At 68.8% G+C, this 14,799-nt stretch carries 11 protein-coding genes; 7 read left to right on the top strand and 4 right to left on the bottom strand.

Annotated features, from left to right (window positions below):
• Position 1: 1 nt before the first annotated feature.
• Genes ACNNMR_RS18540 through ACNNMR_RS18525 form a run of 4 tightly spaced genes read left to right on the top strand, consistent with a single transcriptional unit; the run spans position 2 to position 3,423 of the window.
• Positions 2-631, top strand: a complete 630-nt coding sequence (locus ACNNMR_RS18540) for a DUF5819 family protein (RefSeq protein ID WP_419995741.1) — start codon at positions 2-4, stop codon at positions 629-631.
• Complete coding sequence (locus ACNNMR_RS18535; RefSeq protein ID WP_419995740.1) at positions 628-1,827, top strand: HTTM domain-containing protein; 1,200 nt, start codon at positions 628-630, stop codon at positions 1,825-1,827. Before ACNNMR_RS18540 ends, ACNNMR_RS18535 begins: the two co-directional genes overlap by 4 nt.
• On the top strand, positions 1,824-2,411 hold the full coding sequence (locus ACNNMR_RS18530; RefSeq protein ID WP_419995739.1) for a DUF5819 family protein: 588 nt from the start codon (positions 1,824-1,826) through the stop codon (positions 2,409-2,411). Before ACNNMR_RS18535 ends, ACNNMR_RS18530 begins: the two co-directional genes overlap by 4 nt.
• Complete coding sequence (locus ACNNMR_RS18525) at positions 2,404-3,423, top strand: HTTM domain-containing protein (RefSeq protein WP_419995738.1); 1,020 nt, start codon at positions 2,404-2,406, stop codon at positions 3,421-3,423. Before ACNNMR_RS18530 ends, ACNNMR_RS18525 begins: the two co-directional genes overlap by 8 nt.
• Positions 3,424-3,500: 77 nt before the next feature.
• On the opposite strand, the gene ACNNMR_RS18520 is transcribed toward ACNNMR_RS18525, so the two are convergent.
• Positions 3,501-4,739, bottom strand: a complete 1,239-nt coding sequence (locus tag ACNNMR_RS18520; protein ID WP_419995737.1) for a DUF6801 domain-containing protein — start codon at positions 4,737-4,739, stop codon at positions 3,501-3,503.
• Positions 4,740-4,827: 88 nt separating this feature from the next.
• A complete protein-coding gene (locus tag ACNNMR_RS18515; RefSeq protein ID WP_419995736.1) occupies positions 4,828-6,177 on the bottom strand; it encodes a DUF6801 domain-containing protein in 1,350 nt (449 codons plus the stop codon).
• Positions 6,178-6,820: 643 nt separating this feature from the next.
• On the opposite strand from ACNNMR_RS18515, the gene ACNNMR_RS18510 reads away from it, so the two are divergent.
• Together ACNNMR_RS18510 and ACNNMR_RS18505 are read left to right on the top strand one after the other, a co-directional pair.
• Positions 6,821-7,831 (top strand): DUF6801 domain-containing protein, encoded by a 1,011-nt coding sequence (locus tag ACNNMR_RS18510; RefSeq protein WP_419995735.1) that lies wholly within the window; start codon positions 6,821-6,823, stop codon positions 7,829-7,831.
• Between the two features lie 150 nt (positions 7,832-7,981).
• Complete coding sequence (locus tag ACNNMR_RS18505; protein ID WP_419995734.1) at positions 7,982-9,226, top strand: lipase family protein; 1,245 nt, start codon at positions 7,982-7,984, stop codon at positions 9,224-9,226.
• A 75-nt stretch (positions 9,227-9,301) separates the two neighbouring features.
• Here ACNNMR_RS18505 and ACNNMR_RS18500 read toward each other — a convergent pair whose 3' ends face one another.
• Both ACNNMR_RS18500 and ACNNMR_RS18495 read right to left on the bottom strand, forming a co-directional pair.
• Entirely contained in the window at positions 9,302-10,333 is a 1,032-nt protein-coding gene (locus tag ACNNMR_RS18500) for a WxL protein peptidoglycan domain-containing protein (protein WP_419995733.1), read from the bottom strand.
• Positions 10,334-10,408: 75 nt separating this feature from the next.
• Positions 10,409-11,557 carry a DUF6801 domain-containing protein gene (locus tag ACNNMR_RS18495; protein ID WP_419995732.1) on the bottom strand — a complete coding sequence of 383 codons (1,149 nt, stop codon included), beginning with the start codon at positions 11,555-11,557 and terminating at the stop codon, positions 10,409-10,411.
• A gap of 572 nt (positions 11,558-12,129) precedes the next feature.
• Between ACNNMR_RS18495 and ACNNMR_RS18490 the strand changes: the two genes are divergently transcribed.
• Positions 12,130-14,781 carry a S8 family serine peptidase gene (locus ACNNMR_RS18490; RefSeq protein WP_419995731.1) on the top strand — a complete coding sequence of 884 codons (2,652 nt, stop codon included), beginning with the start codon at positions 12,130-12,132 and terminating at the stop codon, positions 14,779-14,781.
• Positions 14,782-14,799: the final 18 nt, after the last annotated feature.

Below are 14,799 nucleotides of genomic sequence, written 5' to 3'. Positions count from 1 at the left end.
GGTGGACACCGGGCAGGCGCCGCCAACGGCGGCGGTGCGCAGAGCCGTCGCCGCGGTGGCCGTGGTGATCGCGGCTGCCATCGCGGTGCACACGGGCGCCACGTTCTTCCACCTGACTCCCGCCAACGCGGTGAGCGAGAAGCACGACAAGCGCATCGACGCCTATCTGCAGCCGGAGTTCCAGCAAGCCTGGAACCTCTTCGGCCCAGACATCACCCGCGACAACACCAAGCTGTACGCGCGGGCCGGACTCGGCGGCGGCGAGACCAGCCCCTGGGTCGAGATCTCCGCGGCCGACCAGCGGGAGCTGCACCACAACCTCCTGCCCAGCCACTCCACGGCCCAGCTGCGCAAGGCCTGGAACAACCTGGTGCGCTGGAGCGACGCCAAGGGCAACCCGTACGGCCAGCCGGGCGCGGACGCCCGCGAGCTGATGATGCGCATGACGATGATGCGCCTCGCCGGGCCGCTGGACGAGCACCGGATCGAGCGGATCCAGGTGCGCGCGGTGACCGCCAAGGTGCCCCCGCCGCCGTGGAAGCCCCAGCCGGGCAAGGAGCCCGAGACCGCCCGGGACTTCCCGTGGTGGTCGGTGAGCCAGGACGACATCCCGGAGGGCGGTGCACGGTGAGCGCCACGACCACGGAGGCCGGGCTGCTGAGCCGCGGCTTCGACCGCGTCACCGGCAGCCCGCTGGGCGCGTATCAGACGGCGCTGGTACGGATCGGCATCGCCGGCGTCTGGCTCCTCGGACTGCTGGTGGAGCTGCCGAACCGGCGGGAGTTGTACGGGCCCGACGGGCCGTGGAGTCTGTCGCTGGTGGAGCGCTCGCTGGAGCGCACGCACGCCTTCAGCGTTCTGCCGTGGTTCGACGGCGCGCTGTGGTTCGAGTGCTGCTACGCGCTGTCCATCGCCGTCACCGTCTGCATGCTGCTGGGCTGGCGCACGCGGACCACCTCGGTGCTGTTCATGGTGTTGCTCGTATCCGTCATGAACCGCAACGACTTCGCCCTCAACGCGGGCGACGACATCCTCCGGATCATGGCCATCTACCTGGTCTTCACCCGCTGCGGGCAGGTGTGGTCGCTGGATGCCCGGCGGGCGCGGAAGGCGAAGGGAGCGGATGCCCCGGACCGTACCGGCATCGTGCTGTGGGCCGTGCTCGGCGCCCTGCTGGCCGCGGCCACGCTGGGCGGGATGCTGGCCGCGGTATGGGCGGCGGCGTTCTGGGCGGCGTGGGTGATGACCGGGGTCTGGCGGTGGGTACGGGAGCGTCCGAACGCCCGTACCGGCCTCGACATGGTCGCCAACCTGCTGCACAACGGCGCCGTCCTCGTGATCATCTTTCAGATCTGCGTCATCTACGCGGTCGCCGGGCTCTACAAGATCCAGGGCAAGATGTGGCAGGAGGGCACGGCGGTCTACTACTCCACGCAGATCGACTGGCTCAAGCCCTGGCCCGGCCTGTCGGACGCGCTCACCTCCAACAGCGCGCTGGTGCTGGCGCTGTCGTACGGCACGGTCTTCGTTCAGGTGGCGTTCCCGCTCAGCCTGCTCAACCGCCGCGCCAAGAATGTGCTCCTGGTGCTGCTGATCGGCGAGCACCTCGGCATGGCGGTCGTGCTCGGCCTGCCGTATTTCTCGCTGACGATGATCGCCTGCGACATGGTGTTCGTGCCCACGGTGGCCGCCCTGTGGCTGGGCGGCCGCGTCGACGACCTGGCCGAACGTGCCCGCGCGCGCTGGCATGCGGCGCGCAAGGGAGGTGCGGAACGGCCCCCGGGGCCCCCGGAGAAGGTGCGCAAGCCTGCGGGTGTGCCGTCGTGACCGGGGACCGGCTGGCGCCGCGTGGCGGCCCCCTGGGCCGGTCCGCGAGCTGGGCGTTGTCCGTCGCCGCGCTGCTCGTGGCCGTGCTCGCGGGCGTGCATCTCTCGGCGACCTTCCTGCACCTCGCGCCGCGCAACCACGTCTCGCAGCGGCAGGCGGAGCGGCTCAACTGGTGGCTGCAGCCGTGGTTCGACCAGAACTGGGCGGTGTTCGCGCCCGAGCCCGGGCCGGTGCAGGTGACGGACCTGCGCCTGGAGGCCCGTACCGCGAAAGGCGCGCGCACTGACGCCTGGATCGACCTGACGGCGGCGGACTACGCGGCCATCCGCGGCAGCCTGCTGCCCGCCCGGCTGCCCCAGAACGAGCTGCGGACGGCGTTCAGCCAGTACCAGCAGGCACGGGAGGTGCCGGCGACGCGGGAGTACCTGCTCGACGTCGTCGTCGCGCGGCTGGAGCGGGAGGGACGGCACGACTTCGACCGGGTGCAGCTGCGGGCTACGTATACGGACATCCCCGGGCCGGGGAAGGTGGCGGTCGCGCCGCGGGTGGCGGAGGAGGAGTGGTGGGCGGTGGCTGATGGATAGCTGGTGGGCCGGGATCACCCAGCGGCCCGCCGCGCTGTACAGCGCGGCGGCGATGCGGATCGGCCTCGGCCTGCTCTTCCTCGTCTATCTGCTCCGGGAGCTCCCGGAGGCGACGCGGCTGTGGGGCCCGGATGCCGCCTGGACGCCTGCCAGGAACCAGGCGCTGGCGGAGCGGGCGGACTGGGCCGGCTGGACGAAGGAGCTGTACGGGCTGCTGGCCACGGACAGCGTCTGGTTCTTCTGGTGCTGTTACGGGCTGGCGGTGCTGGTCGCGGTGGCCTTCATCGCCGGCTGGCGTACGCGTGCCGTGTCGGTGGTCTTCGCGCTGCTGGTGCTGGTGTTCTTCAAGCGCAACGTCATGGTCGGGGACTCCAGCGAGCGGGTTGCCTGCATCCTGGCCGTGTACCTGGTGTTTGTGGCGTGCGGGCGGCGGTGGTCGCTCGACGCGCGTCGGGCCACGGCGGCGTCGGGTCACGGTGAGTGGGAGGAGCTGCGACGTCGGCTGGTCACGCTGCTGCACAACGCGGCGCTCGGCGTCATCGGCGTCCAGATGGCGCTGATCTACTGCTCTGCCGGTCTTGCGAAGGTCCGCGGCGACATGTGGCGGGACGGCACGGCGCTCTATCTCCAACTGCAGCGCGACTGGTGGCAGCCCTTCCCCGGGCTGACCGGGCAGTCGACGGACCATCTGACGCTGCTGCTGATTGCCGCGTACGCCACGGTGTTCGTGCAACTGGCCTTTCCCTTTGCGGTGCTGAGCAAATGGCTTAAGCGGCCGGTGCTGCTGATCATGTTGTTCTTCCACGTGAGCATCGCGGTCATGATGGGGCTCGGGTATTTCTCGTGGGGGATGGCGGTCGGGGATCTCGTCTTCGTATCCGATGGATTCTGGGCGGGCGGGCTGGCCTGGATCGCGCGGCGGCGGGGCGAGGCGCCGCAGGAGCCCGGGCCATCCGAGGAGTCCGAGGAGGCCGAGGAGGCCAAGGCGGAAGTCTCCGTGGGATCGACCTGAGCGTTGTCAGCCGGCCTGAGTGCTCACTGGGCCCCGTCGGGGATTCTCCTCGCCGGGGCCCAGCGCTTTGTTGCTGCTTACGGCTTCTTGTAGGTGAGGTCCATGTCGATGGTGTTGCCGTTGCCGGCGGTGAAGATGCTGATGATGCCGCCGAGCATGCCGCACTTGTCGGCGTCGAGGCCGGAGAGCGGGTAGTCGCTGGTGGCGAGCTTGCCGCCGGTGTAGGGCTTGAAGCCGGTGCCCTCAAGGTGGATCTTGGAGGGCTGGGAGGTCTTGCATTCCTCGCCGCCGCCGATCGGGATGCCGAAGAGGTTCACGGACTTGAGGTAGGTGAACATTTCGGAGTCGGAGGTGAGGTTGCCCTTGTTGTCGAGGGTGCCGGTGGTGTCCTTGGTCTGCTTGAAGGCGATGTCCACCTTGGTGGGCAGGAAGCCCATGATGTTCATGTCGCCCTTGGTGGGGTTGAGCGTCAGTTTGGACACGTGCTTGCCGGACGCGAGGTCGTAGTCCGCGCCCAGGGTGCCGGTGAGTGGCACGGTCCCGTTGGGAGTCTTGATCTTCGAGACGCCCTTCAGGTCGAAGTCCAGGTGGATCGGCTCCTCGCCACCTGGGTCCGTCGGCTCCGTGGGAGTCGTCGGCTCGGTGGGAGTCGTCGGCTCCGTGGGCTCCGTCGGAGTTGTCGGCTCCGTAGTTGTGCCGCCCTCCACCTTGATGGTGGTCAGCGTCTTGTTCTGATCCGCCGGGTCCAGCGTGCATTCCGACTCGAAGGTGTCGAGGGAGGTCTTGGCGCCGTCCTTGTCCTTCGGAGTCAAGGTCAGCAGCAGGCTGTTCACATCAACCTTGACGTCGCCAGGCTGCGTGAAAGTCAGTTTGGGGACCTGCCCCTTCGCCTTCACCTCGAAATCTGCCGCTGGTGAGGGAATCGGCGTCTTCTCGATCGTATTGTCAAGACCGATGTTCAGCGGCCCCTCGGGCAGGCCCACCGTAACGTCCGCCGTCGCAACGCCCTCTAGCGTGGCCCCGCCGACCGTACCCAGACCGCCCGCCGCCCGCTTGCTCACCTTCGTGACTGAATTGACCGGGGTGCCCTCGACCGTGTCGCCGACCTTGATCGTCTTGGGCAGGTCCGTGGATATCTCCACGGTGATCGGGTCCTCTTCCAGGATGGGGAAGACACATTGATAGGTCTGTTTCAGCGTGACGGTCTCAGCGGAGGCGCTTCCCCCGCTCATAATGCTGAGGAATCCGGCCAGCAGCGCGGCGGCGGCAGCCGCGGCCGGCAAGGCTCGCGCCTTCCGGTTGCGTCGCAAGTTCATTGACTGCCTCTCTGACTAGAGCCAGCCCCCCGCCGCGAATTGCGACGAGGGGCTGGATTCTCGCATGTGCAGAACTCACCTGGTGGACTTACGGCTTCTTGTAGGTGAGGTCCATGTCGATGGTGTTGCCGTTGCCGGCGGTGAAGATGCTGATGATGCCGCCGAGCATGCCGCACTTGTCGGCGTCGAGGCCGGAGAGCGGGTAGTCCTTGGTGGCGAGCTTGCCGCCGGTGTAGGGCTTGAAGCCGGTGCCCTCAAGGTGGATCTTGGAGGGCTGGGAGGTCTTGCATTCCTCGCCGCCGCCGATCGGGATGCCGAAGAGGTTCACGGACTTGAGGTAGGTGAACATTTCGGAGTCGGAGGTGAGGTTGCCCTTGTTGTCGAGGGTGCCGGTGGTGTCCTTGGTCTGCTTGAAGGCGATGTCCACCTTGGTGGGCAGGAAGCCCATGATGTTCATGTCGCCCTTGGTGGGGTTGAGCGTCAGTTTGGACACGTGCTTGCCGGACGCGAGGTCGTAGTCCGCGCCCAGGGTGCCGGTGAGTGGCACGGTCCCGTTGGGAGTCTTGATCTTCGAGACGCCCTTCAGGTCGAAGTCCAGGTGGATCGGCTCCTCGCCACCTGGGTCCGTCGGCTCCGTCGGAGTCGTCGGCTCGGTGGGAGTCGTCGGCTCCGTGGGAGTCGTCGGCTCGGTCGGCTCCGTCGGGGTCGTGGGCTCGGTCGGCTCCGTGGGAGTCGTCGGCTCCGTGGGAGTCGTCGGCTCGGTCGGCTCCGTCGGAGTCGTGGGCTCCGTCGGGGTCGTGGGCTCGGTCGGCTCCGTGGGAGTCGTCGGCTCCGTCGGTTCCGTCGGAGTTGTCGGCTCGGTGGGAGTCGTCGGCTCCGTCTCGCCTCCCGTGATCTCCATCGTGGCGATGGTGGTCTTCTGGCCCTCATTGAGGGTGCAGGGGGCCTCGAAGTCGTTCAGCTGCTCGATCGGGGCGCCGGAAGCGTCCTTGACGATCATGTTGTGCAGCTTCAGGCCGGTGACGTCGAACTTCGCCGTACCCGGCTTGTCCCAGGTCAGCAGGTCGCCCGGGGTCTTGCCGACGATGTCCTTGATGTCGAAGTCGGCTGCCGGGTCCGGGATGTTCGTCTTCGGGACGTCCGGCTTGACCTTGATCGGGAGCGTGCCGCCGTCGCCGGGCAGGGTGACCACGACGTCCGAGGTCGCCTTGCCCTCGAGGGTCACGCCACCGAGCACACCCATGCCCTGGGCCGCGCGCTTGCTCACGGTCGAGGTCACATTGACGGTGTACTCGGGGACAACCTCGCCGACCTTCATGGTCTTCGGCATGTCCATATTCACAACGATCTTGATGGGATCGTTGTTGATGATGGGGAACTTGCAGGTGTACTGCTGCGTGAGCGTGACGGGATCGGCTGACGCAGTACCCCCTCCCATACTCAAGAAACCGGCAACGATGCCACCGGCCGCCACAGCACCCAGGGCGGCTCTCACCCTGAGCTTCCTAGTTTGAGCTCCCATGAGCTACCTCTCGTGTTTTCGCCAATAAGGCACGAACACTGCACCCCGTCTGAAAGTCGCCACCTCCAGCCGAAGTGATCGATCGGGTCCGAGAACTCGCCGGCCCTTCGTTCGCGGTAACCCTCGGGGGCAGAGGGCCGCGTCTGCGGTTATCCGGTACCGATACGGCCACGTTTCGAAACCGTAAACTACTGACGGGTACATGGCCGGTCAAGGCCTACCCGCCAACGCTCCGATTAGCGCTTCTCCGTTGTGACTTGGATGAGCACGCGCTAGTTTGCGTTCATCGGTTGGCAGCAATCTTCGGCAAGTGACTAATTTTGCGGACGGGTTACTAACTCGGGTGACAATGTCGCCGGACAGGGGCCTGTTGCATTACGTCACCTGCGGCAAAGGGTTGACCGTAAACTTACCCATCAGTATGTTGGCGACCCGCGTAACACGAGCGTTTCAATTCAGGGCCGGATTCTCGCTCACCTGCATCTGATGGCCAGTTGAGAGGCAACGCATGGGAACGCATAGAAGCAAGGCTCGGTCGCGGGTCGCATTGGGCACTGCAGTGGCGACCGGTATATCGGGCGGGCTGCTCATCGTGTTCGGCGGGGGTACGGCCTCGGCAGCCAGCATCGAGCAGAGCTACACCTGCAAATTCCCGATCATCAACAACGAACCGATCAAGGTCAAGGTCGACGTCGACATGCCGACGACGATGAAGGTGGGGGAGTCCGTCCCCGCCTTTGACGTCAAGGCCGATACGACGGTCAGCAAGCGGGCCGCGACGGGACTCTCGACGGTCAATGCCGTATCGCTTGAGGGCAAGGCCACCTCTGACGTGGAGGTCACGCTGCCAGGCGGCGACGGCAATCTGCCCATCAAGGTCCCGGTCAATGTCGCGAAGACCGACATCCCTGACCCGCCCGCCGACTTCGTCACCAAGGCCACCGGCAAGACGCCCGGCGACCTGCTGGCGTGGGAGAAGCCGGGCAAGGCCGAGTTCAATGTGAAGGGCCTGAAGCTCCACGACATGGTGGCCAAGGACAAGGACGGCAAGCCGGTCGAGCTGCCGCCGCAGGGCACCAAGTGGGACGCCGAGTGCAAGCTGGACTCGGGTCAGCCGACCAAGGTCGGCGAGATGGACATCACCGGCGAGGGCGGCGGTTCGACCGGCGGCTCGTCCGGTGGTGACAGCGGCGGTGACACGGGCGGTTCGACCGGTGGTGACACGGGTGGCGACACGGGTGGCGACACCGGCGGTGACACGGGTGGCTCGACCGGTGGTGACACCGGCGGCGACACCGGCACCGGCGGTACGACCGGTGGCGACACCTCCGGCACCTCCGGCTCCCCCCAGTCCACCGGCGGCTCCTCCACCGGCGGCAGCTCCACCCAGGGCGTCGGCACCACGGTGACCAGCGGAAGCAGCGGCAGTGGCGGCGGCACCGGGCTGGCAGCCACCGGCTCCACCGGCCTCGGCCTGATGCTCGCCGCGGCCGGCGCGCTCGGCACCGCGGGCATCGGCATGCGCCACTACCTGGCCAACCGCGTCCGGCACGACGAGAGCGCGGCGTAGCCACAGGGCCCGTACGAGAACCACCGCAAGGCACCACGCAGCAGTCCGCGGGGCCCGGAGCAGGGAACTCTGCTCCGGGCCCCGCGTCATTTCGGACGCTTCAGGTGGGGCCGGGAGCCTGAGGCCTGACTCAATGGAAATGGAGGCTTCATGAAGGTCGCCCTGACCACCAAGGCCGCCCTGACCACCCTGACCGGCCTGACCGCCGTGCTCGCCGCCGTCGCGGCGCTGCTCATCGGCACCCCGACGGCCGGTGCGTCGGAGGAGTTCTACCGACCACCGTCCCCCTTGCCCACGGGCAGAGACGGGGACGTCATCAAGTCCGAGCCCGCCACGTACAACAGCAGCGGTGCGGCGAAGACCACCCGCGTCATGTACCTCTCCCGCGACATCAAAGGCCGGCCGATGCCGGTGACCGGCCTGGTCATCGTCCCGTCGAAGCCGTGGACCGGACCGGGCCCGCGCCCGATCGTCGGCTACGCGTCCGCGACCGTCGGCGCCGGCGACCAGTGCGCGCTGTCCAAGACCGCCACCGGGGAAGGGGAGTCGGACCTGCTGGCCTTCCAGCGCGGCGTGTTCGTCGACCCCCTGCTGGCGAAGGGCATCGCCGTGGCCGAGGTCGACTACCAGGGCGTCGGCACACCCGGCGACCCCACCTTCACCATCCGGCTGCCGCAGGCCCACGCGGTGCTCGACGGCGTCCGCGCCGCGCAGCGCCTGCCCGATACGGGGCTGCCGCCCGCAGGCCCGGTCGGGATCACCGGCTACTCGCAGGGCGGCGCCGCCTCGGCGGCCGCGGCGGAACTGGCCCCGAGCTACGCCCCCGAGCTCGACATGAAGGGCGCCTACGCGGGCGCGGTGCCCACCGACCTGGAGGGCGTGGGCCGCAAGGCCGACGGCAGCTACGCGGGCGGGGTGCTGGCCCTGGCGGTGATCGGCGCGCAGGCGGCGTATCCGGAGCTGGACATCGAGGGCTCCCTCAGTGAGCGCGGCCGCCAAGTGGTCGAGGCGGCGCGGTCCCTGTGCACGATGAATATGGGCCTCGCCCACCCGTTCCTGCGCAGCTCGACCCTCACCGCCGACGGCCGCTCGCTTCCCGACCATCTCGCCGAGCCGCCCTTCAACCGGATCGTCGACGAACAGCGCATCGGGCGCATCGCCCCCAGGATGCCGACGCTGATCGAGCATCCGCTCACCGATGACCTGGTGCCGTACGCCCAGGGCCGGAAGCTCCTGAAGGACTGGTGTGCGGGCGGCGCCACGGTCCAGTTCCGCGACCTGCCGTCGATGCCGTTCGTCGTTTCGCACGTCTCCGGGACGCTCTTCGCCTCCGGCAACTCGGCGGAGTGGCTGAAAGACCGCTTCCAGGGCAAGCCGGCTGAGAGTTCGTGCTGACGGGTCCGTAACAAGATGCGCGGGCCCGGAGCGGAGGTGGCTTCCGCTCCGGGCCCGCAGTCCGAGGGCCGGGATTCAGCCGGAGGTACGGGCGGCCACCGGCACCGCCACCCGCCCGCGCCGCCGCGCCCGCCGCCGAGCCGCCACCCCGAGCGCGATGAGCACCACGACCACGAGTCCGATCCCGGCGAGCCCGAGCCAGTTGACCGTACGGAAGTCCGCGGCGCCGCTCGCCACCAGCTCGCCGTCCTTGTCGCTGGCGGACAGCTGGATCTTGCCCCAGTCGACCGGCGGCGGGCCCGACCACTTCTCGGTGACGCGCACCTCCTGGCCGGGCAGCAGCTCGGCCGGGAGCTTCTTGCCGATCGCGTCGAAGGACGTGCGGCCGAAGAGGCCCTTTGCCTTCACGTCGATACGGGGCTTGAGCATCACGTTGCCGCGGTTGGCGACCGTATAGCTGATGGTGGCGTCGTCGCCGAAGCCGGGCAGGGCGGGGATGTCGTAGTCGAAGCGCACGCCCTCGACGGCGAGGCCCGGCTTCCGCTCGCCGTTCACCTGGAGGTACAGGCGGGCGCCGACGGCCTGTTGCACGCCAACGCCGGTGCCCTTTGCCCGCGCCACCCGCTTGTCGATGGCCACGATCGCGCCGGGGTGGTCCCCGGGTTCGGCGTCCTTGGGGACGCGCAGGGTGAAGGGCACGGTCACCTTGCCGCGGGCCGGGACCTTGATCTCCGTACGGGCCAGGTGCGCCCACACGCCGACCGTGCGCTGCTTCTCGGCCCGGGAGCGGATCGCGAAGCCGCCGTCGCGAGGGGTGTTGTAGGCGTCGGCGCCGTAGAGCTGGAAGGTGCGGGCCTCGGTGGCGAGGTTTCGGACGGTGACCTTGTCGCGCAGCGTCGCGCCCGGGTCGGCCTTGAGGTGGAAGTAGGCGGCGTCCGCGCCCTTTCGCGACGGGGACTTGGACTTGGCCGGGAAGACGGACCACTGGCCGTTGTCCGCGGCATGCGCCCGCTGCGCTGGGAAGGCGGCGAACACGCCGAGCACCAGGCCGAGAAGGGCGAGGGCGGCGAGGGCGGATCTGGCGCGGGTGTGCTGTGCGATGGGCATGGGCTTAACCCCCAGGACGAGGAAGGTGGGCCGACCGCCCAGAAGATGACGGCCGGCCCACCAGGGTGTGTCGGATCAGGCGAGGGTGAGGGTGAGGACGGACTTGTAGTCGCCGGCCTTCGCGGTGGCCGGGACGTCGAGGTTCAGGCCCGCGCCCACGGTGAAGGTGCCGCCGGTCTTCTCGGCGTCGGCCGCGCTGGCGAGGGTGGCGCCGGTGGCGCCGACCTTGCCTTCGGTGCCGGGGGCGCAGGTGCTGGCGGAGCCGGGGGCGGTGTCACAGCTGGGCTTCCAGCTGAGGTTGTCGCCCGGGATGGTGCCGGCGCTGCCGGTGAAGTCGGTGACCTTGCCGGTCAGCGACCAGCCCTTGTTGCCGTTGCGGTCGTCCTTGACGGTGACGGCGTTGAGGGCGCCGCTGGAGAGGCCGCCCTTGCCTTCCTCGACCTCGGACAGCGCCACGGCGTTGCCGGCCTGTGTCATGGAGAGCGTGCCGGGGTTGGTGCCGCCCGGCTTGACCTTGGCGTTCAGGTCCTGGTTGCCGGTGCTGGGATCGGCCGGGTCGGCGGGGTCAGTGGGGGTGGTGGGGTCCGTGGGGGTCACCGGGTCGACGGGGCTGCCGTCGTCGGTGATCTCCATGGTGCCGATGGTGGTGGGCTGACCGGCGTCGAGGGTGCAGGGCGCCTCGAAGTCGTTGAGCATCTCGACCGGAGCGCCGCTTGCGTCCCTGACGATCATGTTGTGCAGCTTCAGGCCGGTGACATCGAACTTTGCCTGGCCCTTCTGCTCCCAGGTCAGCAGGCCACCAGGGCTGGCCGCCTTGATGTCCTTGATGTCGAAGTCGGCCGCCGGGTCCGGGATGTTGGTCTTCGGCACGTCCGGCTTGATCTGGATGGGCAGCGTGCCGCCCTGCGGCAGGGATACGGAGACGCTCGACGTCGCCTTGCCCTCCAGGGTCACGCCGCCGAGCACACCCATCCCCTGGGCGGCCCGCTTGCTCACGGTGGAGGTCACGTTGACCGGGAATTCGGGGACCGTCTCGCCGACCTTCATGGTCTTCGGCAGGTCCATATTCACGACGATTTTGATCGGGTCGTTGCTGATGATGGGGAACTTGCAGGTGTACTGCTGGCTGAGCGTGACGGGGTCGGCCGAGGCCGTACCGCCCCCCAGGGTCAGAAAGCCGGCGGCAAGCCCCGCGGCGGCCGTTGCGGCCAGGGCGGCTCGCACCCTGGTGATCCTTCTGTGAGCTCCCATGAGCTACCTCTCGTGCAGCGCGAATCGGGCACTAACACTTGCGGCCCCCGGTTGCCGCGAATGCACACGGACGGCGTCGATCGCCCGGCCGCTGGCGACGGGTCCGGTGACTAGTGGGGGGAACTCGCGGGGGTAAAAGTCCGTATCTGTCGTGCTGTTCGATAGATACGAGGGTGTTTCGGATGCGTAACGTACTGGCGGGTAGGGGGTCGGTCAAGAAGTGCGGCCGCGGTACCCGTGGATATGCGGAGGGCGGGGAATTTGTTGTCAGGCCGGTGAGTGCCGGTGTGGCCTCCATACCCACCGGAATGCACATGCACGGGTGCGAGCCACCATCCCGGTGACGTCGCCCCGGGTCGTCGATGCGGCGGACTCGCGGAGAGCGCAGGTGACGGGTTTATGCGCGCCGTATCACAACACCGGAATTCGCCTAGCGCAGTTCCGCGATGAATTCCACCCGCTGCGTCCCGGCCCACATGACGCGTCCGCCGCATGTGTGTTTCTATCGGCCCGCCCCCCAGCCCGTACTCCCGCAGGAGCTCCGAATGGCTGTTGGCATGCGCCGGCGGCGGCGGATTTCCGCCGCTGTCGCGGCACTTCTCTCCGCGACACTCCTCCCCCTGCTCCACGGGCCGGCCGCCGATGCGGCGCCCGTGCCGAAACCCAATGCCGAGGTGTACGACTACAGCCGCGTGAAGGACCGGCTCCCCGGCACCCATGCCCCGCTCCCGAAGGGCTTCTCCCGCCATGAGTTAGCGGTGAAGTTGAAGGACGCCAAGGACACCGCCGTCCTCCGTGACGTGCTGCGTAGCCACCCGGGCGGGTGGCTGCGGCGCGCCGCGCCGGAGCCGGAGAAGCAGGTCACCGAGCGGCGAGTGCGGGCGGAGCGCCGTACGGGCCGGGACCTGCCGGATATGAACGCCTGGTATCTCATCACGGTGAGGTCCGGTATCGGGCTGCTGCTGGCGGAGCTGAATGCGCTCCCCGCTGTGGAGATCGCGATGGCGCAGCCGGAGCGGTCGAGTCCGGCCGAGCCGCTGCAGCGGTACCAGGACTACCGGAGCCCGGTCGGAGCGGGCGCTACCCCGCCCGACGGGATCGATGCGGACTACGCCAGTTCCCAGCCCGGCGGCAAAGGCGACGGCATCGCCGTGACGGACATCGAGGCCGGGGGCTCCGAGGTGGGGCCGTACGACATGGCCGGGAAGACCGCGGCGGGCGGCAACCATGCGCTCATGGTGGTGACCGACTCCACGGTCTGGGCCTGGGGCGACAACAGCCATGGCCAGCTCGGCACCGGCAACCGGACGGGCAGCAGGATCCCGGTGCAGGTACCGGGGCTGACCGGTGTGTCCTCCGTATACGCGGGATTTGACTTCTCCGTGGCGCTCAAGAACGACGGCACCGTCTGGGTCTGGGGCGACGACGCTCAGGGGCAGATCGGCAATGGCGATGGGGAGACCGGGGACCGGCTCACCCCGCAGAAGGTCGAAGGGCTGACCGGCGTGAAGTATGTCGGCGCGGGCAGCAACCACATCCTGGCCGCCTACGACGACGGCACCGGGACGACAAGGGTGAAGGCCTGGGGCGCGAATGAGCACGGGCAGCTCGGCAACAACACCGCGACGAATCGCACCAGTCCGGGCCCGGTGGGGGACCTCACCGGGGTGTGGGGGCTATCCGCGGGGGTGCACCACTCCATCGCCCGCCTGTCCAGCGGCAAGGTGCTGGCCTGGGGCAGCAACGAATTCGGCCAGCTGGGGATCGACAGCCCCGGCGGCGGCAACTACGCCAACCCGCAGCCCGTCCCCGCCCTCACCGACGTGGACCTGATCAGCGCGGGCGGCTACCACAACCTGGTACGGGACGCCGGCACCGTCAAAGCCTGGGGCCTGAACACGTCGGGGCAGGTCGGCGACGACTCCGTGACGAAGCGCATCGCCCCGGTCGCGGTCAAGAACCTCTCCGGCGTGAGCGCCCTGAGCGCCGGCGCCTTCCACAGCATGGCCCGCAGGGACGACAAGAAGATCGTGACCTGGGGCTACAACAAGTACGGCCAGCTGGGCACCGGCGACACCACGAACCGGGATGTGCCCACCCCGGGCAAGGCGCCCGACGGCCTTTACCCGCTGGCGGCGGGCTACCGCTTCTCGCTGGGTGTCAGCCCCGACCGCTCCGTCCGCTCCTGGGGCGACAACGCCTTCGGCCAACTGGGGAACGACTCCACCACCGCGGCCAAGGAGCCGGTGCAGGCGGCGAATCAGCACAACCGCTGGAACCAGTGCCACGAGGAGCTGGCCAACAAGCCAGCCTCCGCGGGCGGCCCGCCCGTACCGCTGCGGCCGATGCTGGGGTCGAAGTGCTCCACCGACGCCCACGGCACCGCCGTGGTCGGGGTCATGTCGGCGCAGGACGACAACGGCGTGGGCCTGGCCGGGATCGCGCCGCATGCGCGGCTGCAGCTGAACCTCACGGCGTCGGGCGACTCGGACGGCGGCGCCATCCTGCACACGCTCCAGACCTCCCGCCCAGGCGACGTCATCCTGCTGGAGCTGCAGACCGGGCTGGGCGCGGGGGCTGTTGAGCACTATCCGGTGGAGTACTACCCGATCACTTTCCAGGCGATCCAGACCGCCACCTATGCGTACGGGGTGACCGTGGTCGAGGCGGCGGGCAACGGGACGAACAACGTGGGCAACGACCTCAGTGACGAGACCGACCCGTACGCCAAGGCGATCATGGACCAGGGCGACTCGGGCGCCATCATCGTCGGCGCAGGACACCCCGGCACCACCAGGTGCGGCACCCAGGCAGGGCCTGAGCGCACCCCCACGAACTACACCAACTACGGCAAGCGCGTGGACCTGCAGGCGTACGGAAGGTGCGTGGCCACTCTGGGCGTCCCCGGCGCCGCCAACAATCTGCCGGACGGCACGCAGACCGACCCCAACAAGATGTACCTGGGCACCTTCACCGGCACGTCGGCGGCCAGCCCCATCGTCACCGGCGCCGTCGTAGCCCTCCAGGGCGTCGCCAAGCAGACGGGTGACGGCACACCGCTCACCCCCACCGAGGTCCGCGACATCCTGACCGTGACCGGCACCAATCAGCCGGAGCCCAGCGCCACGGACCGCCCGATAGGCCCGCAGCCCGACCTGAAGCGGGCCATCAAACTGCTGCGCATTGGGCGCGGCTGAGCTTCCACGGAGGTGCGA

Source organism: Streptomyces boninensis (assembly GCF_048572725.1).
GTDB lineage: Bacteria > Actinomycetota > Actinomycetes > Streptomycetales > Streptomycetaceae > Streptomyces > Streptomyces boninensis.
The sequence above is the reverse complement of the archived record's forward strand: the minus strand, read 5'-3'. Positions and strand labels throughout refer to the sequence as shown.